The organism is Paenibacillus pinihumi DSM 23905 = JCM 16419, assembly GCF_000422505.1.
In the GTDB taxonomy this organism is placed as follows: domain Bacteria; phylum Bacillota; class Bacilli; order Paenibacillales; family Paenibacillaceae; genus Paenibacillus_D; species Paenibacillus_D pinihumi.
Genome location: NZ_KE383864.1, coordinates 283,979 through 303,857 on the forward strand (window position 1 = coordinate 283,979; position 19,879 = coordinate 303,857).

Consider the following 19,879-nt stretch of genomic DNA (forward strand, 5'->3'; position numbering starts at 1 on the left):
AATGAGATGCGGGCTATTCGTTTGACTATATTTGTCCCCTCTTCCCTGTTCCATGCGTATAGATGGAACAGGGCGGCTACTCGTGCTTCAAATGCTGAAGCGTCTGGCCGAAAATTTCCTCTACGTGATTATCGTCAAGGGAGTAATAGACGGTCTTCCCTACCTTGCGTCTTTTCACCATCCGTACATTGCGCAGAAGGCGCAGTTGATGAGAGACCGCCGACTGCCCCATTTCCAGCACCTGCGTCAAATCATGAACACACATCTCGCTTTGCTGCAGTGCATGGATGATTTTGACCCGGGTCGGATCGCCAAGCGCCTTGAACCAGTCGGCCACCTCCAAGGCAGCAGTGGAAGAAATCAGCTTGCCCTTGATTTTCGCAAGATCAAGCTCACTGCCGGAGCACGTTTCCTCGCAAGCATCATTCAACGTTTTTTCCAAGTTTTACACCACCGTCCGTGTATAGAATATGCTCAAGATTATACCATAAACCATATGGATAATTGTAGTTCTTACGAATAGTTTCATGGCAAATTCAGGATTGACAAAATCGTTCATTAGATTTATTATATGAACATATATTCATATGTATAGAAAAGAGGTTTTTGTCATGAAAGAGTACCGGGTTAAAGGACTCTCCTGCGGCAACTGTGCACAAGCAATGGAACAACAGATCAAGAAGCTTGAACATGGCGAAACTGCCCGGCTCAGCTACAATTCTGCCAAGCTGACGCTTGACCCTCATGTTTCTTTGGACAAAGTCAAAAAAATATTAAAAAGCGATGGCGCTTATTTGGAAGAGCTGTCCTCCCCTGGCCATAGCAGCCAGCCGCATGGCGGTGGTCACCAGCATGGACATGACCATTCCCATGATCATACACATGCAGGACAGCATTCTCACGGACATGATCATGATCACGGGCATGGCCACAGCCATGGTTCAGGCAATCTGATGCGCAATTTGCTCATTATCTCCGCTGTGCTGTACGGGGCTGCATTTCTGCTTGACGGCAGTATTCCCGATCTTGCCGTGATCGCCGTGTATTTGGCGGCGATTGTGATGAGCGGCTATACGACCTTTATCCGGGGACTCAAGAATCTGCTCTCCTTCGTATTCACTATCGATACACTGATGACGATTGCTTTAGTGGGCGCAGTCGCCATCGGCGAATGGAAGGAAGCGACGCTTGTCGCTATCCTGTTCGGACTGAATGAACTGCTTGAGGGTAAAGGCATGGAAAAGGTTCGCAGCTCAATGGAGAAGCTGCTTCAAGTCGCCCCCAAGACAGCTACTGTTATGGACGGCGGTTCCGAGACGGTTGTACCAATTGAATCCCTGCAAGCCGGTCAGCTTGTAAAGGTAAAGCCCGGCGAAAAGATTCCTTCCGACGGCATTGTCGCTGAAGGTGCAGGCTCAGTGAATGAAGCGGCGATTACCGGTGAATCACTACCCCTGCACAAAGCTGCCGGAGATCAGGTATTCGGCGGCAGCGTCAACAACGAGGGCATGCTAATCGTACAGATCGAGAAGCCGTACAAGGACTCATCCCTGGCCAAGATTCTGCATCTGGTTCAGGAGGCTCAGGAGACCAAGACACCTACGGAGCTATTTATTAACCGGTTCGCCAAATATTATACGCCGCTCATTATGGCGGTGGCAGCGCTTGTAATGGTTATCCCGCCTTTGTTCCTTGGGGGCGAATGGCTGCATTGGCTGTACCAGGGATTGGCTGTACTCATCGTAGGCTGTCCTTGCGCCCTGATCCTCTCTTCTCCAATCGCAATCGTGGCGGGCATTGCACGCAATGCCCGGAACGGGATTCTGGTTAAGGGCGGCGTTCATTTGGAGCAGCTCGGCAAAATCAACACGCTCGCTTTTGATAAGACCGGGACTTTGACCAAAGGCAAGCCAAAAGTACAGCAGACCATCGTCTACAATGAGCCGTTGTTTTACCGTGTAGCGGCTGCGATTGAATCCTCCTCCAGCCATCCGCTCGCCAAAGCGATTATGCAGGAGGTAGAGCGCAAGGGCGCCGTATATAACCAGCCTGAAGAGGTTACAGCCATAGCCGGGCAAGGGGTCGCCGCCAATGTGGACGGGATACGCTATTGGGTCGGAAATGAGCAAATTATTCCTTCAACAGCTCTTAACGACGAGGTGCTCAAGCAAGCTGAAAAATTGAAGGCCAAAGGACTCACTATCGTGCTGGCTGCTGACCAGGAGCAAGTGCTTGGAATGTTCGGCATAGCCGACCAAATTCGCGAGGAGAGCCGGGCTGTTATCGATGCGCTTGGGCGGAGCGGTATCCACCAGACGGTCATCTTGAGCGGCGACCATCAGGCTACTGTAGAGCTTGTCGCGTCCGAGGTTGGCGTGTCCAGAGCTTACGGCAGAATGCTGCCTGAGGATAAGGCTGCCAAAATCAAGGACCTTGCCAGGGAAGGCAAAGTCGCTATGATCGGTGACGGCATTAATGACGCTCCCGCGCTGGCTTCCGCCGACCTGGGTATCGCCATGGGCAAAGGCTCGGACAGCGCAATTGAGACAGCCGACATTGTACTGATGCAGGATCATCTCGGCCGGCTCCCTGAGGCGATCTCCATCGCGAAGCTCGTAAACCGGATTATCCGGTTCAATATTATTGTCTCGCTCGGCCTGAAGCTGATTGCCCTGCTGCTGACAATACCAGGCCTTCTGACCTTATGGATCGCTATTCTGTCAGATATGGGAGCTACCGTATTCGTCACCCTCGTCAGCCTCACTGTATTATCCAACCGCACTGCGAGGAAGGGCAGACTGAAAGTGAATTAATACTGCGCAGACAAAATCAAACAAACCGGCCATTCAGAGCAGCTCTGAATGGCCGGTTTTTATTGAATGTGGTCAATTTCATTATGAACTTCTTCCAACATATACCCGGCAAAATCCGTTAATCCATCCGAATCAAAAGATGGAGCAATGCCGGTTCCGGCATAGTCATCAAGACAACAGCGAACGATAGAACGGTACTTGGCTGGCAGCGCTTTAAGCCCCCACTCTCCCCCTTCCTGCTTGGAAGCAACAACACCCTCCCGCAGGTAGAGTAGAACCCGGCAAAGATTTAATATAAAATAAACGGGCGAATGGATGATATCCCTCTGTGCATGCTCGATGTCAGCAACAATCGACTGTACAAAGTATGACTTGTCTATTGGGGGAAACTGCTCTCGCAGAGCCTTCCCGAATAATACCACTCCACGCTCATAAGCAACCGTAATTTGAGCAGCCAGATCAAAATCCTCGTACCCCCCCGCAGATGTAATGCTCGTCCGTCTTGTATCTGTCACGGTGAAAGTCCGAATAATGAAATTCCGCTGGTGTCGGATAGGCAAAATCCTTCAAGCAGGACTCCAAAATAATGGTAAGTTCTAATCCCCGTTTAGTCTCCATACAGTCGTGCAGCAACAACAGTTTCTCAGAAATTGTCCTGCACGTCTCTGGACAGCTTCTTATAAACGACCACCAGAAGATCAAGATCGCTTTTTTCAGGATTAAAGCAGCCCATCGCTACAGAGCCGTGCACATAAATACCCGCTAAATTGCTGCCCAGCTCCACTCTGAACAGTTCCGCTGCCTGATTCATAGCATCCCTGATATCCAACATGTTCCCACCCCTAAATAACAGCATTTTCACAAATTATATGGAACTGCGCACGACTGTTAAATAGAAAGAACAGTTATAGTCAATTGTGCCCGATGTACGTACATCAACTTAGCAGTTTCACGAATGCCTGACACCGCAAAAAATAACCAATCGTGATCCCCGCAGCGGTTGACGCCTCGGTCCACGGTTGGTTATTTAATTAGCAGTTCCCCTAATACCTGCCATCAGCCTCTGCTTCCTCAAAGTATTGCAGCTGATCCATAATATTGAGCAGATTCACCAGTTGCATAGCATTTATAATATTAACCACATAAACAACAACCCCAACGGTAAACAAACTAATAGCAATTAAGGCCCTGAATTGCTCCAGGCTTTCAAGCGTGAAAATCAGAAAGAAAGTATTGGTAAAGAACAGGGTCATAAACCAGATCGCCCGGGATGGCTCCCCCAAATACAAATGCCCCGCCCCAGGAAACAACAGTGCGAGAAATACTGTAAGCGGCTTGCTCTTCTTGCCGCCAGCGGCGAGTTCCTGCTCTGCATACTTAATCGATTCCATAATCTAAACCCCTCCGGACGTTTAAAAATATAAGAATGTATCATCGCTTTCGCAGATATTCTTATACTTCCAAGCAAAACGCTGCTGTTAGAGCGTAATGCTTGCTTATAGTTCTATCATAGCTAATTTCATCCGGATACAAATCCGTCCATAGTTTGGTTTAACACTGGACTTTAGTCGGGTTATTTCCCATATTTTGCATGTCTTTAATCGTCGAAAGTACGCCAATTGTAAAAATAGAGCAAATAGAAAAGGCCGCTCTCCAGAGCAGCCTTATGGTCCTACTTGATAAACGATATTTCAAAAACCTAAAACAACGAAAGCCCTGCCTCTCTTCCATCCTTGCGGTTCCATGACCGCTCCAGTGTGAATCGGGTAATCTATATGAAAACATCTCAATTAAGTTCAAGCAGATAAATCATTCTATCATGTATTCAAACTCTTGTCAATGATATATCGGTTGTTGCAAAACTTGCATTGCAAAATAAGTCCGGCATCACCAACAATGACGCGAAGCCGGTCGTCATCCTCAAGATCAAGCGCCTCCATCCCATGATCATCCATATCCCCTGTTCCAAAAAATCGGACCTCATTGCCGCAATCACATGTAAAAGTCAATCTCATCCATAATCAATCCCCTTTCTTTTTACATAAAATCTCGTTTCACACTTGACAATGATACATTTTGTATCATAAATTAATAGTAACAGATATTTCATACTTCAAGCCTATTGCGGCAGCCGGCAATTGAAAGGGTGACAAGCGTAAACGGCTTTGCCTTCCTTGCAAAGGACGGGCAAAAGCTTCGTTTCGCGTAAAAATATAAGCCAGTTATAAAGTGAAACTTATAAACGCTTATATTAAAAAAAAGAAGCGCGTAAGGGAGTAATCACATGACGATGGGAGATCGATTAAGAGAGCTGCGACTGAGAAAAAACATCTCACAGGAAGAAGTGGCCAGGCGTGTCGGCATTACCCGCTCTGCTTACAGCCACTATGAAATCAACAACCGCCAGCCTGTGTATGAAACCTTGATCAAGCTGGCCAATTTTTTTGAAGTATCCCTCGATTACATTATCGGAGGCGAGCAGAACGGGCAAATCAGTCCGGTGATGTCCGACACCGTAGAAATTTTCAGGCTCCTCAATAATATGGACCACGAAAAACGTAAGCGCTCCATTGATAAAATGATCAAAGTTCTGCAGCAGGTCGAATAAATTGGATTCGAAACAATGAAGACGTTTTCTTCCGGCCCTTCCCCAGCCATGATTCGAACCTGTTCTTGCCTCCTGCAGTCGCCAGCCGGACAAGATGACCAACTCTATCCTGTACGAGACGGCTTTATCTTGTGCAGGCTAGAAGCTTGAGGATCAAAGGAAGGCAATCTGTTGGCAAAATCCCGGCCATGGATGCTAACGCATCCTTTTCTTTATTCCAGTACTTCCTTAATTTCTGCCGGCAATGTAATTGTAAACACGCTTCCTTCCCCTACAGTGCTGTCCGCTGCAATACTTCCACGGTGAGCATCGATAATTTCCTTCACGATTGCCAGACCGATCCCGCTGCCGCTTCCCTGGGCGGAGTTTCTGGACTTGTCATTTTTATAGAAGCGTTCGAAAATATACGGCAAATCCTCCGGCGGTATCCCGCTTCCTGTATCCGCAACCTTCAACTCTAACATCCCCTGTTGCTGATCGTAACGGAACGTCAGCGCAAGCCCGTCGCCAGGACTCATGTGAATCAGCGCATTATATACCAGATTGGACAGAGTCTGCTTCATCCGGAATTCATCTATCCAGAGCCATACGGCTGACGGCGGCATGTCTGAGTCAAGCAGTTCGCACCTAAACCTGATATCCCTGCTCTCTATGTCTACCAGGTAATAGCCCCGCAGCTGCTCCACCCAATCATCCAGTCTGACCATACTGTGATGGAAAGATACTTGCCCGGCCTCCAGCTTGGAAAGCTCAAACAAATCGGAAATCAGCCGGTTCAGGCCATTCACCTTGTCCAGCATGATTCGCACATAACGCTCCTGCTGCTCCCGATCCTTGATGACACCATCCTGCATCGCTTCCAGATAGCCTTGAATCAGCGTCATCGGAGTCCTAAGATCATGGGAGATGTTCGTCAGCAGACGTCTTCTTGAGCCTTCCTGGCGCTCCAACTCCTCATAGCTCTTCTCCAGCGCTTCATTGGATTGCAGCAGCTCCTGGGTGCGTTCGTCAATTCGTTCCTCAAGCTGCGAGTTGAGCAATTTTAGCTCAGCGGAAACTTCCTCCACCTTGCGCAGGGCATGGGAGAAACGGTTGGAAATAATAAACGCCTGCATCATAATAAAGAAAAATAATCCGACAGGAGTCATATCGCCCATCCCGAACCATTCATTATAAAAGGAAACATCATTGATGACTGACAGTACAAAAACGAACATACCGGTCAGTACGATTAGCCCTCCCGCTCGTCTCCGCTTGACACTCAGCACCAACGCGATCAATGAAAACACGCCAGTCATAATGACAAAAGACTGAAACAGCCAAAGTTCTCTGGAGAAGGTCTCCACAGGTGCCAGCAGCACGTAAAGGCAAAGGAGAATACTGCCGGTTGCAATCCCGCGGACAACCCTTTTGGAGGCGTCAGCAGGGAACAAAAAATAAACGTACAAATATCCGCATAGCGGCGAGAGTGAAAATGATATGTATTCAATCTTGTGGGAGGCCTCCCAGGATACAGGCAGCCATTGCATAATAAACACATCGCCCACCACAATAATTCTTGTTGCAACCAAAAGACACAATAGCCCGAAATACAGCGTAAACTTCTCTTTTCTTCGCAGCACATACAAGCCCAAATGATAAAAGCCAATCATGAACAAACTGCCGAATAGTCCCATCTGTTCTGCAGCTTCAATCGTCTGGGAGTCATTTAACGCGTCAACACCGCCCAAATAAAATTCAGTCCATATCCCGCCGCGGCGGTGGGAAAAGTTCGATACCTCCACAATGAGTTCATGATTGCCGTCCCCATTATAAAAAGAGACGATTTCCCGGGACTGGTCCGGCTTGCTGGAGGCCTTGTCCACGCCTACAACACCGACCGCCGCCATCGGCTTTCCGTCTATCCACAACTTGTAGGAACTGCTTATATTCGGCACACGCAGCGACAGAATATAATCTCCCGGCCGGGTCTGAAACCGAAGTACATAGGTACCATAACCTAAGCCGTTCCTTAGGCCTGGTTCCTCCTGCAAATAGCTGTTCCATGAGCCGGGTACCGCAACATACTGATATGGCTCATCCATCGTGAGGGACTGGGACTGAAGCAGGCGATGCGGATAAAACCGCCAATCTCCCTGCATCTTGACAGGCTCTTGCTCCAGATCGGCCTGTCTCAAGTCCAACCCGCCCCTTTCAGCCTGGATCTGCTTTCCCGTCATAGGAGGGGCGGCACAGCCCTGCATGCCGAGCAGCAGAATCACCACCAGCACGACTGGTATGTATAAAAATGATCTGTACATGTATTCCTCCGAAAAAAGGCAATTGCTTCAATAGTCCTGCATTCGTTATAATAGTCGAGAAAGCGGGAGGGGTAAAATATGAAAGAGACGCATATTTTAGTCGTCGACGACGAGCCCGAAATAACAGAACTGATCGGTCTATATATGGCCCGTGAGGGCTTCACCGTTCATGTCGCTGATAACGGGAACGATGCCCTCCGATTAGAGCAGGAAGTCAAACCTGATTTAATTATCCTCGATATATTGCTGAAACATATGGACGGCATAGAGGTTTGCCAGCAGCTGCGCAAGTATTCGAGTGTACCGATTCTGTTTGTCAGCTGCAAAAGTGATGATAACGACATTATACACGGTTTGACTGTCGGCGGCGACGATTATATCACGAAGCCCTTCAGTCCAAGCCAGCTTGTGGCGCGCGTAAAAGCGCATCTGCGCAGGCTGGAGCTTCAAAGGGAAGCAATTGCTGGAGGCGGTCAGGAAGAACGCATACTGGTCTTTGACGGCATGATTATTGACCTGGATGCACATTCCGTACATATGGATGGGAATCTGGTCACCCTCTCCGTCAAGGAGTATGACCTGCTTACCTATCTGGCTCAAAGGCCGAACAAGGCTGTCCAAATCGATCATTTGTATGAAGTGATCTGGGGGGCTGAAAGCAACGGGGATACCCGGACACTGATGGTGCATATCAGCAACTTAAGGAAAAAAATCGAACCCGACCCGGCCAATCCGGTCTATGTGATGACCGTCCGCGGCGTCGGGTACAAATTCGCAACCAAGGAAGGAATTTCACATGTATATCGCTAATGAATGGAAGGATTATGAAATTATTGATACAGGAGAGGGGGACAAACTCGAACGCTGGGGCAATATTGTGCTGCGCCGCCCGGACCCGCAGATTATCTGGCCGTTGAACCCTTCGGTCCAAGAGTGGAAAAATACGGATGCCTGGTACCACCGCAGTTCTTCCGGCGGAGGCCAGTGGCAGTACAGTAACAAGTTCCCGGAGAGCTGGATCATTCAGTACGGCAAGCTCCGCTTCCAGATCCGTCCGACCAACTTCAAGCACACAGGCTTATTCCCGGAGCAAGCCGTCAACTGGAGCTGGATGATGAACAAAATCCAAAACGCCAACCGGCCGATTAAAGTGCTCAACCTGTTCGCCTATACCGGCGGAGCAACCGTTGCTTGTGCTGCAGCCGGTGCTGAAGTATGCCATGTCGACGCCGCCAAAGGGATGGTCCAATGGGCCAAAGAGAACGTCAAGCTGTCCGGTCTGGAGGACAAGCCGGTGCGTTTTATTACCGATGACGTATTCAAGTTCGTGCAGCGCGAGCAGCGCCGCGGCAATAAATATGATGCGATTATTATGGACCCGCCTTCCTACGGGCGCGGACCTGGTGGCGAGATGTGGAAGCTGGAGCAGAGCCTCTACCCGTTCCTGGAGTCATGCAAGACAATTTTGTCGGACAATCCGCTGTTCGTTCTGATCAATTCTTATACCACCGGTCTTTCCCCTGCTGTGCTGCATAATCTGCTGCACCTGACAATCGGCAGCCAGCACAAAGGAACCATTACATGCGGGGAAATCGGTCTGCCAATTACCAAGTCCGGCCTTAATCTTCCTTGCGGCATCCTGGGCCGTTGGGAGTCCCTGTAATGATGACTGCACAGCAGCAGGGAGCACCGGACATCCCGATTTTGTATGAAGACAACCATCTGCTCGTTGTTGTCAAGCCGCCAGGCATTCCGTCCCAGGAAGACGAAAGCGGCGATCCGGATATGCTCACCCTGCTCAAGCAGGATCTTAAGCTTCGCTATAATAAGCCCGGGAATGTGTTCCTCGGGCTTGTACACCGTCTTGACCGTCCAGTCGGCGGTGTCATGCTGTTTGCCAAAACTTCAAAGGCCGCTTCACGCATGTCCGAGGCCGTTCGCTCCAGAAGCTTTGACAAAACGTATGCTGCCGTCGTAACCGGGCATCCCGGTAAAAACGCTGCCCGGCTGAAGCATTATCTGGTGAAGGACAGCCGCACCAATACGGTAGCCTGCTTCCCTTCTCCGGCACCCGGCAGCAAAGAAGCGCTGCTGGATTATGCGACTGTCGCCTCAGACAGCAAATACAGCCTTGTCGCCATCAAGCTTCATACCGGCCGGCCGCACCAGATCCGGGTCCAATTGGCATCTATCGGCTGTCCGCTGGCTGGCGACCATAAATATGGAAGCAGCCAAAGCAAACCAGGGCATTCCAGCATTGCACTCTGGTCAACGTCAATTCGGGTGGATCATCCTGTTACTAAGGAAAGCATGCTGTTTTCCAGCACCCCGCCGCTTGACAAGCCATGGAGCATTTGGAGTGCAGACGTGCTGGAACAGGCGGCCGGCCGGATGCTCGGAGAGGAAACGTTATGAAATTGATCCGGACAGCCGTTATCGTGATTCTGCTTACGCTCGTCTTGAGCGCCTGCTTCGGCCCCACAAGTACGGATACTTCAAGAGAACCACGGCCGCCCCAAACAAGCGATAATGGAACTCAAAAACCAGATGATCATCCACCGGATAAACCTGCCGGGGAGACACCGGATGCAACCGGTCCGGAAACGGACCGGACTACCGAAGCGGTATGGATTGCCGCTGGGGACGTCATGATGCACACGCCCCAGTATCCCGGTTCTTATGACAGCAAGAGCAAACGTTATGTATTTGACCCTTTCTTCGAGAAAGTCCGCCCTATTCTGGAAGAGGGGGATTGGTCCATAGTCAATCTGGAGGTTCCGCTTGGCGGAGAGGATTTGAAATATACGGGCTATCCATTGTTCAACGCCCCGCCGGAAATGGCCGAAGCCCTGAAAAACAGCGGCATTAATATCGTCGGTACGGCTAATAACCATGCACTGGATCGCGGCGAAAAGGGCGTCCTCCGCACCATTGCAGCCCTTGAAGAGCAAGGCTTGATTTATAAAGGCACGGCCGGCTCCCAGGCTGAAGCCGAGCAAGCGGTTATCGTCGAGAAAAATGAGATCAAAATGGGATTTCTGGCTTATACGTATGGCACAAACGGTATTCCAGTACCGGAAGGAAAGCCGTATCTGATTTCCCTGATTGATGAGCAGCGTATGGTAGAGGATATTGAGAAGCTAAAGGCTGAGGGAGCGGATTTTATAACGGTTAATCTTCATTTTGGCATTGAATATCAATTTCAGCCCAATGAAGAGCAGCAGCGGCTCGCTCACAGGCTCATTGAAGCGGGCGCAGATATTATTGCAGGCTCTCACCCTCACGTTGTTCAGCCTTATGAGGTTGTAGACACTGTGAATGCTGATGGCAACTCCAGACGTAGTGTCATTATTTATTCGATGGGTAATTTTATATCCAATCAGCAGGGTGATTTCAAGGATTACGGCGTCATCTTCCGTATTCATGTGCGCAAGCAGCATAGGACCGGACAAGTTGAATTCACGAAAATTGAGCCGATACCGACTTGGGTGTATAAATACAAGAAGAACGGTCTCAACCAGTATCGGATTCTTCCCTTGGATGAAACGCTGTCCAAGCGCAATCAGCCTGGGCTTTCCTTGGGCGATTACAAGCAGCTCGAAAGCTCTCTCAAAATATTGAATAAACGGCTGGAATCCATGCTTAAATAGCGGAATCCATCTTTCCGCTTACCGGGAAAGGCTTGCTTGTGTTGGCAACCTTGCCAAGCAAATAAACGAGCAATTGCTGATTGTGGCCGGAAATCCGGTCCAGGGCGTTCTGGATGTAGGTCTCCCGCAGCTCCATGCCGCGCTTGGCTTCCTCCAACCCCTTTTTGGTTACAGAGATCCATACAATACGGCGGTCTGATTGGTCCCTGGAGCGGGTGATCAGGCCGCCTTTTTCCATCCGGTCCAACAGAGTTGTAATCGCAGCAGGAGTTGTCTCCAAATATTTCAGCAGGTCTGAGGGCTTCATCGGTTCATGTTCCAGCAGCAGCTCCAGCACATTAAGCTGGCCTTCCGTCAGATGTGGAGCCAGCGCTTCCTCCAGGTAATTTTTCCATTCCTTCGAGAACTTCATCCATAACCTTGCGAATTCAGCAGCATGCATTGGGATTACCCACCTCCTACGATTCATTATAACATTTGAAAATGTCGAAAAAAAGATTAACGAGCTTAATACTTTGCGCGATTAATCGCTACGATAGAGAACATTTTGACAGCTTTAGACATATCCTTGAATATAATGTGTTGACGGTACTCGAATGATTAGAGGGGAGGCGGCCCGCATGGAGGCTCCAAAATCGGAGGTAATAAAGAGGATTGTGGAATCCGGGCTAATAAAAGACCCACAATGGCTGGAGCGGCTCGATGAGCCAGTACCATTGTGGGTCATGCTGGAGGCGATGCTCGAATTGCTGGATAAAGTCAATCCGCCGCACCGTCCCTATGATTGATTAAGCTTACAGCTGACTGTAGCAGGTCCTGAAGCCATCATTTCCCTTTTCTATGGCTAAGGGAGGAACCAGAGATCCGGCCCTTCTATAGCCCTCTGGGGGAGTCTGATGAGCCGCTGCAAAAAGAGCGGTGTCCTAGACCTGTCCTGACCGGACAAACAAGCCCGTTATGCGGTCCTTCTTATCCATAGCGGCCAGAAGCTTGCCGACAGACCGGCGATCGTCCAGAGGCGCTTTTTCAGTAGAAACTGCCGGATGCAGCTCACCGGATTGAAGCAGCAGCGTCAGCCACTTCTCCTCTTTGCACCAGAGCGCTCCGACCAGTTCGCTGCCGTTTGGCCTGATCCGCTTGCCTTCCTTAAATTCAAAGGTCTGAATCCCCTTGCCGCCGCGTCCCTGAACCGGATAATCGAATAGCAGTGTCCGCTTGCCATAGCCGAGATCACTTACGACAAGCACTTCTCCCTCATCTCCGGACACCCATAGAGCTGCAACAACCTCATCCTGATCTTTTAATTGAATGCCTTTTACGCCTGCGGCAACACGCCCCATAGCGTTCACTTCGCTCTCAGGGAAGCGAATGCTCATCCCCTGTTTGCTGACCAGTAAAACATCCTTCGTATTGTCGCTTAAAGTTACCGTTATGACCTCGTCGCCTTCGCCCAGCTTGCAAGCGGCAATAGCTGTGGAGCGGTTCGACTGGTAGTCCTTAAGCTCGGTCCGCTTCACCTGGCCTTTGCGTGTAGCAAACACCAGCGATGCGCTCTGCTCAAAATCCTTCACCGGAATGATGCTGACAATCATGTCATCTTTCGGAAGCGGGACGACATTGACAACAGCCGTTCCGTTATCTTTCCACTTGAACTCCGGAATTTGATGGACAGGCAGCATAAAATACTGGCCTTTACGCGTGAACAGCAAGAGGCTGTCAATCGTATTGACCTCCAGCAGATGCCGCAGAACATCGCCTTCTTTCACGCCTGCGCTATCCAACTCCCCGCCCGAACGGGTAAAGGAGAGCATGCTGGTGCGTTTGATATAGCCGTCCTGGCTCAGCGTAACCATCACTTCCTCAGGCGTTACCATAACCTCGAGATTGACCTTCAACTCTTCGATTTCCCCGCGGATTTCACTGCGGCGGTCGATCCCGTATTTCTCCCTGATTTCCAGCAGTTCATCCCGGATAACGCCAATGAGCTTCTTCTCATTCTCCAGAATAGCCTTATAATTAGCAATCTTCCTGGAGATATCCTTTAGCTCCTTCTCCAGCGATGTAATCTCCAGATTCGTCAATCTGTACAGTTGGAGGGTCAGAATGGCGTCGGCTTGGCGTTCTGTGAATGCAAATTTGGAAACGAGATTGTTTTGCGCATCCTGGCGGTTCTTGGAAGCCTTGATAGTCGCGATAACCTCATCCAGAAGATTCAGCGCCTTGGCCAGTCCTTCCAGCACATGCGCGCGGTCCTCAGCCTTTTCCAGTTCGTACTGTGTCCGGCAGGTGACCACTTCCTTCTGGTGTTCTATATATGCGGATAGCATGTCCATGAGGCCAAGCTGCTTCGGTGTCTTGTTGACAATGGCTACCATGTTGAAGTTGTAAGTGACTTGCAGATCCGTCTTTTTAAGCAAATAAGCCAAGATGCCTTGCGCGTCAGCTTCTTTTTTCAGCTCGACGACGATTCGCAATCCATTCCGCCCGCTCTCATCGCGCACCTCGGCGATCCCTTCAACCTTCTTCTCGATGCGAATATTCTCCATCGCCGTAACCAGTCTCGACTTGACGACCTGATACGGAATTTCAGTGATGACGATCTGCTGCTTGCCGCCCCGCAGCTCCTCAATATCGGTTTTGGCGCGGACATAGATACGGCCTTTGCCTGTCCGGTACGCTTCGCGAATGCCGTCCCCGCCCATAATCATGCCGCCGGTCGGGAAGTCCGGACCCTTCACAATTTCCATCATTTCTTCCAGGTCCATACCCGGCTTTTTCATCAGCGCAATACAAGCGTCGATAACCTCGCGCAGGTTATGCGGCGGAATTTCCGTTGCAAATCCGGCAGAAATTCCGCTGACGCCGTTGACCAGCAAGTTCGGATAACGGGACGGGAGCACCACCGGCTCCTTTGTCGTATTATCAAAGTTATCCTTGAACAGTACCGTCCGCTTCTCAATATCCCGCAACAGTTCCATCGCAATCGAAGACAAGCGGGCTTCTGTATAGCGCATTGCTGCAGCCGGATCATCATCCATCGATCCCCAGTTGCCATGTCCGTCTACCAGCGGATGCGCCATCTTCCAGGGCTGTGCCATACGCACCATTCCCTCATAGATCGAAGCATCGCCGTGCGGATGGTAGTTACCCATTACATCGCCCACCGTCTTCGCCGACTTGCGGTACGGTTTGTCAGGGGTATTATTCGAATCATACATCGCGTACAAAATACGGCGCTGTACCGGTTTGAGACCGTCCCGAACATCCGGGATAGCCCGGTCCTGAATAATATATTTGGAATAGCGTCCGAAGCGGTCGCCCACGACCTCTTCAAGAAACGCCGGTAAAAATTGTTCCAGTGTATCCATGGCGTTTTGTCCTCCTATTCCTCATATTCCTGAAAATCGACATTCTCAATAATCCAGCGTTTCCTCGGGTCAACCTTGTCCCCCATCAGCGTCGATACCCTTCTCTCCGCCTTCGCTGCATCCTCGATCTGGACCTGCAGCAGCATACGGGTTTCCGGGTTCATTGTTGTTTCCCAAAGCTGATCCGGGTTCATTTCACCAAGTCCCTTGTAGCGCTGAATTTCATAGCCTTTGCCGAATTCCTTCAAGTAATTATTCAGTTGTTCATCCGTCCAGGCGTAGCGCACAGTCTCCAGCTTGCCGGATTTGCGCGTAATTTTGTACAGCGGAGGCTGGGCAATATATACTTTGCCCTGGTCGATCAGCTGCTTCATATAGCGGTAGAAGAACGTCAGCAGCAGCACCTGAATATGCGCGCCGTCCGTATCCGCATCCGTCATGATAATAATTTTATTGTAATTGCTCTCAGAGGCTTCAAATTCAGGTCCAACTCCAGCCCCGATTGCAGAAATAATCGCTTTATACTCATCATTTTTGAGGATATCGACGAGCTTGGCTTTCTCCGGGTTAAGCGGTTTGCCCTTGAGCGGCAAAATGGCCTGGTGCTTGGAATCCCGTCCCTGCTTGGCCGAGCCGCCTGCAGAGTCGCCCTCTACGATAAACAGCTCGTTGCGCATATGGTCCTTTGATTGGGCAGGAGTCAGCTTGCCGTTCAGGTTGGAGCTTTCACTGCGCTTCTTGCCGCTGCGAATTTCGTCACGCGCTTTACGCGCAGCTTCACGGGCGCGGCTGGCCTGAATCGCCTTTTTGATCAGCGATTGCCCAACCTGCGGGTTTTCCTCCAGAAATACCTGCATTTTATCGGACACGATTGCATCAACCGCACTGCGGGCCGAGGCGCTGCCAAGCTGATCCTTCGTTTGCCCGACAAATTCCACCTCGGACATTTTAATATTAATAACGGACATCATCCCTTCGCGCAAATCATTGCCGTCGAGATTTTTATCTTTGTCCTTAAGCAGTGCGTTCTTACGGGCGTAGTCATTCATTACCCGCGTATATGCGGTTTTGAAGCCCGTTTCATGCGTTCCGCCGCCGCGGGTGGGAATAGAGTTGACGAAGGAAGCGATCGTCTCGGTGTAACCGTCATTGTACTGAAGCGCTACCTCCACCTCAATATCATCCTTTTCCCCGATATAATGAACCGCCTCATGGAGAACATTTTTTTCCTCATTCAAAAACTCGACGAATTGTTTTGCCCCGCCCTCGTAATGAAACATCTCCTGCTTGCCTGAACGCTCGTCTTTGACAACAATTTTGAGCCCTGAGTTCAAAAAGGCAATTTCCTGCAGACGCTCGGATAACGTATCAAAATTGATCGTTGTGTTTCCGTGAAAAACGCGAGAATCCGGCTTAAACGTTACCTTCGTACCGGTCCGGTTCGTATTTCCCACCACTTCAAGTCCGGTAACAGGCTCTCCTACATGCTCTTTACCGTCCTTGTCTACCCAATAGGCAAATTTCTGCTTATGTATTTTGCCGTCACGGTAAATCTCGACTTCCAGCCACTCGGACAGCGCGTTCGTAACAGAAGCGCCAACTCCGTGAAGCCCCCCGGATTTCTTATATCCTCCGCCGCCGAATTTACCGCCGGCATGAAGTATCGTATAAACAACCTGCGGTGTCGGAATGCCCATCTTGTGCATGCCGGTCGGAATGCCGCGTCCGTTATCTTTAACCGTTACCGATTGATCGCTATGCACGACGACTTCAATCGCATCACAATATTTGGCTAAATGCTCATCCACCGCGTTGTCGACAATTTCCCATATCAGATGGTGGAGCCCCGATGTGGTGGTGCTCCCTATATACATCCCTGGCCGCTTTCTCACGGCGGTCAGACCTTCAAGTACCTGAATATCATCAGCGCCGTAATTGCCGTCCGAGGCCCGCGGGCCTGCGGCAGTAATATCAAGCTGCTCGGTCATATGCGTCCCCCTTGCTAATCTGTCACTTCAAGCTATTTTAATTCAAGATGTCCTGTTTCGTAAAGACGCCAAACGAGATGATAAGCGCAATCAGGCCCCAAACTCCAAGCACGCCGATCGAAAACAGCATTGTCATCCCTTCAATTGGCGGCGGCGATCCGTCAAGATAGCCGGTCAGTTGAAGGTTTACAGAAAAGATATATTTGGCTGTATCCCATGCCGAAGCCATATTGGAGAGGATCGTGCCGGCAATAATCGTCGCCATCATCGTAACGATGCTTGCAGCTGTACTGCGTACAAGTACCGACACCATCATCGAGAGCAGCCCTACAATGACGGCAGAAAACCATGCGAGTCCTGCCTGCATCATAATATACAGCCAGTGCGGAACGGCATGAACTCCGCTGCTGTCCACTTCAGCCCCGTTGATCACAAAACCGGTAAACACAGGAAGATTCCATCCCCCGTATCCGAAAAATATGCCGGATATAGCATAACACAGAATGAGCGTTGAAATAATCGTCAGCGAAATATAAAAAATGAGCGCCACCAGCTTGGCAAACAATATTTTCCATCTTCGGACAGGCCTTGTCAACAGCATTTTTATCGTACCGCTCGAACGTTCGCCCGAAATCAGGTCCGAACCGATAGACAGCACAAGCAGCGGAATAAAGAGCGTAACCGCATTATTCATAAAGCCGCGGGTAAAAGTTACCGCGTTCGGCGCGCTCGGGTCGACATCGTTTTCCAGGTAATAAGTTAGCTGCTGTACCATAATCCGCCGGTATTTTTTCCACTCTTCCGGAATCCGGTCGCTCGTAAGCGCATTCTGATAATCCGCGATTTGTTGAATGATCTGGCTGCGCCAATCGGCAAATTTATCTTTATTGTTCTCCGCCATTCTCATTTGAGCGTAGGTAAATATCGGAATCAGGATGGCGAGTATAAGAAGTATGACGAAAAATCTTTTTTTCTTCCAGATTTTCAGTGTTTCATTCTGGATTAACGGCAGTAAATTAGACAATGCCCTCTCCCTCCGTCAGCTTCAGAAATAATTCCTCCAGTGTAGGCGAGACCTTCTGAACGGCTTCGATGCCGATTCCGCTGGATACCAGCTTTTGAACAATTCCCGGGATTGCCCCCGGCGTAATTGTGGTTACAATGGCATCGGGCAGCGCCGTCATTACGGCATCATCAATTCCATGGTCTCCCTGCTCCAGCAAGGTGACCTCCCCCAGCTTCGACAGCAGTGCAACGGCTTGTTCGCGCTGATCCACCTGCCACAAAACATAGCTGGCATTTTCATCAATCAGTTCGTTCACAGTTCCTACAGCAAGCACACGCCCGCCGTTAATAATCGCGACACGGTCACACATTAACTGAATTTCACTAAGGAGATGGCTGGAGATAAAAAGGCTCATTCCCTCGGCTGCCAGCATGCGGACAAATTCCCGCAGCTCCTTGATTCCTTTGGGATCAAGACCGTTCGTCGGCTCGTCCAGAATAAGCAGCTCCGGACGGGCAAGCAGCGCCTGGGCAATCCCGAGCCGCTGCCTCATACCAAGCGAATAGGTCTTGACTTTATCATGAATGCGCTGATCCATGCCAACGATTTCGACAACCTCCCGGATCCGTTCCTCGCCAATCCCCGGCTGCATCCGGGCAAAATGCTCCAGATTCTCCCACCCGCTCATGTACGGATATACCTCGGGATTTTCAACAATACAGCCAACATGACGCAATGCCTGCTCCGGCTGTTTTTGCACATTATAGCCGCCAATCATAACCTTGCCTGCTGTAGGCTTAATCAAATCGACCAGCATTCTGATTGTCGTTGTTTTTCCCGAGCCGTTTGGGCCAAGAAAGCCAAAAATCTCCCCTGGACGCACATCAAAGCTGACATCATGTATAATCCATTTCCCTTTGATCCGCTTGCGCAACCCTTCTACGGACAGTACTGCCGCAGCGCCCGAATCCGTCCGGTATCCCTCTGTCGTCATCTTTTATTGCCTCCTCTAATGCAGCATTTGGACAATTCGCTCAGCAATGTGGGCATAGCCTTCGCCGTTTGGATGAAAGCGGTCGGAAGCCAGATAAGTACCACCCGGGTCCTCAAACAGGTCAAATACCGGAACCAGCTTCATATGAGGATAAGAAAAGCTCAGCCGGTAGGCTTCATCATTCCATTTTTGTACTTGAAGACTGCCTTCCCTTAGTTCCGGTATCGGATAGAATGGATTATACAACCCCACATAGACAATTTGCGCATCGGGATTCGCCTCATTCACCAGCTTGAACACCTGATCCAGACGGCCAAGTCCATCCTGAAGCTGCTTGCCAATTTCCTCAACCCCGAAATCCGGATTGGCGCTATCCGACCTTAACGCGGTCTGCGCGAGCTTGGACAAATCATTGCCGCCAATCGTAAACAAGATCAGATCAGCTTGCTTTAAAGCATATTTCATACCTGTATCATGCTGAAGCTTGTCAATCAATTGTTCGGTACGCAAACCGTTAATGGCCAGATTATTGACCAGTTTGACCTGGCTGTCCATCTTCTGGGCGAGTCCGGTCACCACCCGCCGGACATAACCCTGTCCTGTAGCATCGCCCGTACCCTTGGTCAGGGAATCTCCAATGGCTACAATCTTAAGCTCTTCCTTGCTGCCAAGAAGCGGCTGCTGTCCGTCCAGTGCAGGAGCTCCCGGGGCAGGCGCAGGGGCGGCCGGGTTCAATACATCATTGACAGCATACGCAAAGCCGAAAAGCAGCAGCAGGGTTGCCAGTGAAGCTGCTCCGGCAATGATCCGCCAGAGGGCAGCAGATCCCTTCGGGCGATTATTCATAGTTGTCGTCTCCCCTTCCTTCAATGAATCCCGCAATATTCACGGGCAGATGGCGCCTGTATGCAGCTTGCTGCCAGGGCGCCTGTAATTTTAGCTTGTATATTTTAAAATATATGTTCTTGGCGCAATTTGCAAATGAAGTGCCGGCTCGCAACTGTTCAGGAGATGATTTTACCGCATAAGCAAGCGACTTTGGAATCTAATTATAGAACACATGTTCCTAATTGTAAACATTCCGGCAATTCATAACTATGTAATACTTTGCTTACACTCATAAGGATAAGCGAGTATCTGCCAGGATACATG

Annotated in this window: 19 protein-coding genes; 7 read left to right on the plus strand and 12 right to left on the minus strand. The window is 50.0% G+C overall.

Annotated elements, in window-relative coordinates; translation table 11 throughout:
• Positions 1–76: 76 nt before the first annotated feature.
• Complete coding sequence (locus tag H583_RS0115270; protein ID WP_028561205.1) at positions 77–442, minus strand: ArsR/SmtB family transcription factor; 366 nt, start codon at positions 440–442, stop codon at positions 77–79.
• Between the two features lie 169 nt (positions 443–611).
• On the opposite strand from H583_RS0115270, the gene H583_RS33135 reads away from it, so the two are divergent.
• Complete coding sequence (locus H583_RS33135) at positions 612–2,813, plus strand: heavy metal translocating P-type ATPase (RefSeq protein ID WP_051236518.1); 2,202 nt, start codon at positions 612–614, stop codon at positions 2,811–2,813.
• 59 nt (positions 2,814–2,872) lie between these two features.
• On the opposite strand, the gene H583_RS37605 is transcribed toward H583_RS33135, so the two are convergent.
• The 4 genes from H583_RS37605 to H583_RS0115290 form a co-directional block, all read right to left on the minus strand.
• Positions 2,873–3,328 carry a DUF4111 domain-containing protein gene (locus H583_RS37605; RefSeq protein WP_245585924.1) on the minus strand — a complete coding sequence of 152 codons (456 nt, stop codon included), beginning with the start codon at positions 3,326–3,328 and terminating at the stop codon, positions 2,873–2,875.
• A gap of 128 nt (positions 3,329–3,456) precedes the next feature.
• A complete protein-coding gene (locus H583_RS37610) occupies positions 3,457–3,645 on the minus strand; it encodes a nucleotidyltransferase domain-containing protein (protein ID WP_245585925.1) in 189 nt (62 codons plus the stop codon).
• Between the two features lie 211 nt (positions 3,646–3,856).
• Positions 3,857–4,204 (minus strand): DUF6677 family protein, encoded by a 348-nt coding sequence (locus H583_RS0115285; protein ID WP_028561206.1) that lies wholly within the window; start codon positions 4,202–4,204, stop codon positions 3,857–3,859.
• 426 nt (positions 4,205–4,630) lie between these two features.
• Positions 4,631–4,828 (minus strand): hypothetical protein, encoded by a 198-nt coding sequence (locus H583_RS0115290; RefSeq protein WP_028561207.1) that lies wholly within the window; start codon positions 4,826–4,828, stop codon positions 4,631–4,633.
• Positions 4,829–5,097: 269 nt separating this feature from the next.
• Here H583_RS0115290 and H583_RS0115295 point away from each other — a divergent pair, with 269 nt between their 5' ends.
• Entirely contained in the window at positions 5,098–5,421 is a 324-nt protein-coding gene (locus tag H583_RS0115295; RefSeq protein WP_028561208.1) for a helix-turn-helix domain-containing protein, read from the plus strand.
• A gap of 212 nt (positions 5,422–5,633) precedes the next feature.
• Here H583_RS0115295 and H583_RS0115300 read toward each other — a convergent pair whose 3' ends face one another.
• Positions 5,634–7,721, minus strand: a complete 2,088-nt coding sequence (locus H583_RS0115300) for a sensor histidine kinase (protein ID WP_028561209.1) — start codon at positions 7,719–7,721, stop codon at positions 5,634–5,636.
• Between the two features lie 78 nt (positions 7,722–7,799).
• On the opposite strand from H583_RS0115300, the gene H583_RS0115305 reads away from it, so the two are divergent.
• From H583_RS0115305 to H583_RS33150, 4 genes are read left to right on the plus strand one after another with little or no spacing between them, the layout of a single operon-like run.
• Positions 7,800–8,531 (plus strand): response regulator transcription factor, encoded by a 732-nt coding sequence (locus H583_RS0115305; RefSeq protein WP_028561210.1) that lies wholly within the window; start codon positions 7,800–7,802, stop codon positions 8,529–8,531.
• Entirely contained in the window at positions 8,518–9,384 is an 867-nt protein-coding gene (locus H583_RS0115310) for a class I SAM-dependent methyltransferase (protein WP_028561211.1), read from the plus strand. The genes H583_RS0115305 and H583_RS0115310 overlap by 14 nt, the downstream gene beginning before the upstream one ends.
• 2 nt (positions 9,385–9,386) lie before the next feature.
• Positions 9,387–10,136 carry an RluA family pseudouridine synthase gene (locus H583_RS33145; protein ID WP_425414532.1) on the plus strand — a complete coding sequence of 250 codons (750 nt, stop codon included), beginning with the start codon at positions 9,387–9,389 and terminating at the stop codon, positions 10,134–10,136.
• The gene (locus tag H583_RS33150) at positions 10,133–11,371 is read left to right on the plus strand and encodes a CapA family protein (protein WP_051236520.1); all 1,239 of its coding nucleotides are present in this window, start codon (positions 10,133–10,135) and stop codon (positions 11,369–11,371) included. Before H583_RS33145 ends, H583_RS33150 begins: the two co-directional genes overlap by 4 nt.
• Here H583_RS33150 and H583_RS0115325 read toward each other — a convergent pair.
• Complete coding sequence (locus H583_RS0115325; protein WP_028561212.1) at positions 11,364–11,813, minus strand: MarR family winged helix-turn-helix transcriptional regulator; 450 nt, start codon at positions 11,811–11,813, stop codon at positions 11,364–11,366. The genes H583_RS33150 and H583_RS0115325 overlap by 8 nt on opposite strands.
• Positions 11,814–11,991: 178 nt before the next feature.
• Between H583_RS0115325 and H583_RS37215 the strand changes: the two genes are divergently transcribed.
• Positions 11,992–12,159 carry a hypothetical protein gene (locus tag H583_RS37215; RefSeq protein ID WP_169456494.1) on the plus strand — a complete coding sequence of 56 codons (168 nt, stop codon included), beginning with the start codon at positions 11,992–11,994 and terminating at the stop codon, positions 12,157–12,159.
• A gap of 135 nt (positions 12,160–12,294) precedes the next feature.
• On the opposite strand, the gene gyrA is transcribed toward H583_RS37215, so the two are convergent.
• From gyrA to H583_RS0115355, 5 genes are read right to left on the minus strand one after another with little or no spacing between them, the layout of a single operon-like run.
• Positions 12,295–14,739, minus strand: coding sequence for a DNA gyrase subunit A (gene gyrA / locus H583_RS0115335; RefSeq protein WP_028561213.1), 2,445 nt, complete (start codon positions 14,737–14,739; stop codon positions 12,295–12,297).
• Positions 14,740–14,753: 14 nt separating this feature from the next.
• Entirely contained in the window at positions 14,754–16,727 is a 1,974-nt protein-coding gene (parE, locus tag H583_RS0115340; RefSeq protein ID WP_028561214.1) for a DNA topoisomerase IV subunit B, read from the minus strand.
• Between the two features lie 37 nt (positions 16,728–16,764).
• Positions 16,765–17,751: an ABC transporter permease gene (locus H583_RS0115345; RefSeq protein ID WP_028561215.1), complete on the minus strand. Its 987-nt coding sequence runs from the start codon at positions 17,749–17,751 to the stop codon at positions 16,765–16,767.
• The gene (locus tag H583_RS0115350; RefSeq protein WP_028561216.1) at positions 17,744–18,727 is read right to left on the minus strand and encodes an ABC transporter ATP-binding protein; all 984 of its coding nucleotides are present in this window, start codon (positions 18,725–18,727) and stop codon (positions 17,744–17,746) included. The genes H583_RS0115345 and H583_RS0115350 overlap by 8 nt, the downstream gene beginning before the upstream one ends.
• A 15-nt stretch (positions 18,728–18,742) precedes the next feature.
• On the minus strand, positions 18,743–19,573 hold the full coding sequence (locus tag H583_RS0115355; protein WP_028561217.1) for a GDSL-type esterase/lipase family protein: 831 nt from the start codon (positions 19,571–19,573) through the stop codon (positions 18,743–18,745).
• Positions 19,574–19,879 lie beyond the last annotated feature (306 nt).

What these genes read in the sequence shown, in the direction of transcription:
- H583_RS0115300 (WP_028561209.1), bottom strand. Translation starts at nt 7,721, where the DNA reads ATGTACAGATCATTTTTATACATACCAGTCGTGCTGGTGGTGATTCTG.
- gyrA (WP_028561213.1), bottom strand. Translation starts at nt 14,739, where the DNA reads ATGGATACACTGGAACAATTTTTACCGGCGTTTCTTGAAGAGGTCGTG.
- H583_RS0115350 (WP_028561216.1), bottom strand. Translation starts at nt 18,727, where the DNA reads ATGACGACAGAGGGATACCGGACGGATTCGGGCGCTGCGGCAGTACTG.
- parE (WP_028561214.1), bottom strand. Translation starts at nt 16,727, where the DNA reads ATGACCGAGCAGCTTGATATTACTGCCGCAGGCCCGCGGGCCTCGGAC.
- H583_RS0115290 (WP_028561207.1), bottom strand. Translation starts at nt 4,828, where the DNA reads ATGAGATTGACTTTTACATGTGATTGCGGCAATGAGGTCCGATTTTTT.
- H583_RS0115285 (WP_028561206.1), bottom strand. Translation starts at nt 4,204, where the DNA reads ATGGAATCGATTAAGTATGCAGAGCAGGAACTCGCCGCTGGCGGCAAG.
- H583_RS37610 (WP_245585925.1), bottom strand. Translation starts at nt 3,645, where the DNA reads ATGTTGGATATCAGGGATGCTATGAATCAGGCAGCGGAACTGTTCAGA.
- H583_RS0115325 (WP_028561212.1), bottom strand. Translation starts at nt 11,813, where the DNA reads ATGCATGCTGCTGAATTCGCAAGGTTATGGATGAAGTTCTCGAAGGAA.
- H583_RS0115305 (WP_028561210.1), top strand. Translation starts at nt 7,800, where the DNA reads ATGAAAGAGACGCATATTTTAGTCGTCGACGACGAGCCCGAAATAACA.
- H583_RS0115310 (WP_028561211.1), top strand. Translation starts at nt 8,518, where the DNA reads ATGTATATCGCTAATGAATGGAAGGATTATGAAATTATTGATACAGGA.
- H583_RS33135 (WP_051236518.1), top strand. Translation starts at nt 612, where the DNA reads ATGAAAGAGTACCGGGTTAAAGGACTCTCCTGCGGCAACTGTGCACAA.
- H583_RS33150 (WP_051236520.1), top strand. Translation starts at nt 10,133, where the DNA reads ATGAAATTGATCCGGACAGCCGTTATCGTGATTCTGCTTACGCTCGTC.
- H583_RS37215 (WP_169456494.1), top strand. Translation starts at nt 11,992, where the DNA reads ATGGAGGCTCCAAAATCGGAGGTAATAAAGAGGATTGTGGAATCCGGG.
- H583_RS33145 (WP_425414532.1), top strand. Translation starts at nt 9,387, where the DNA reads ATGACTGCACAGCAGCAGGGAGCACCGGACATCCCGATTTTGTATGAA.
- H583_RS0115295 (WP_028561208.1), top strand. Translation starts at nt 5,098, where the DNA reads ATGACGATGGGAGATCGATTAAGAGAGCTGCGACTGAGAAAAAACATC.
- H583_RS0115355 (WP_028561217.1), bottom strand. Translation starts at nt 19,573, where the DNA reads ATGAATAATCGCCCGAAGGGATCTGCTGCCCTCTGGCGGATCATTGCC.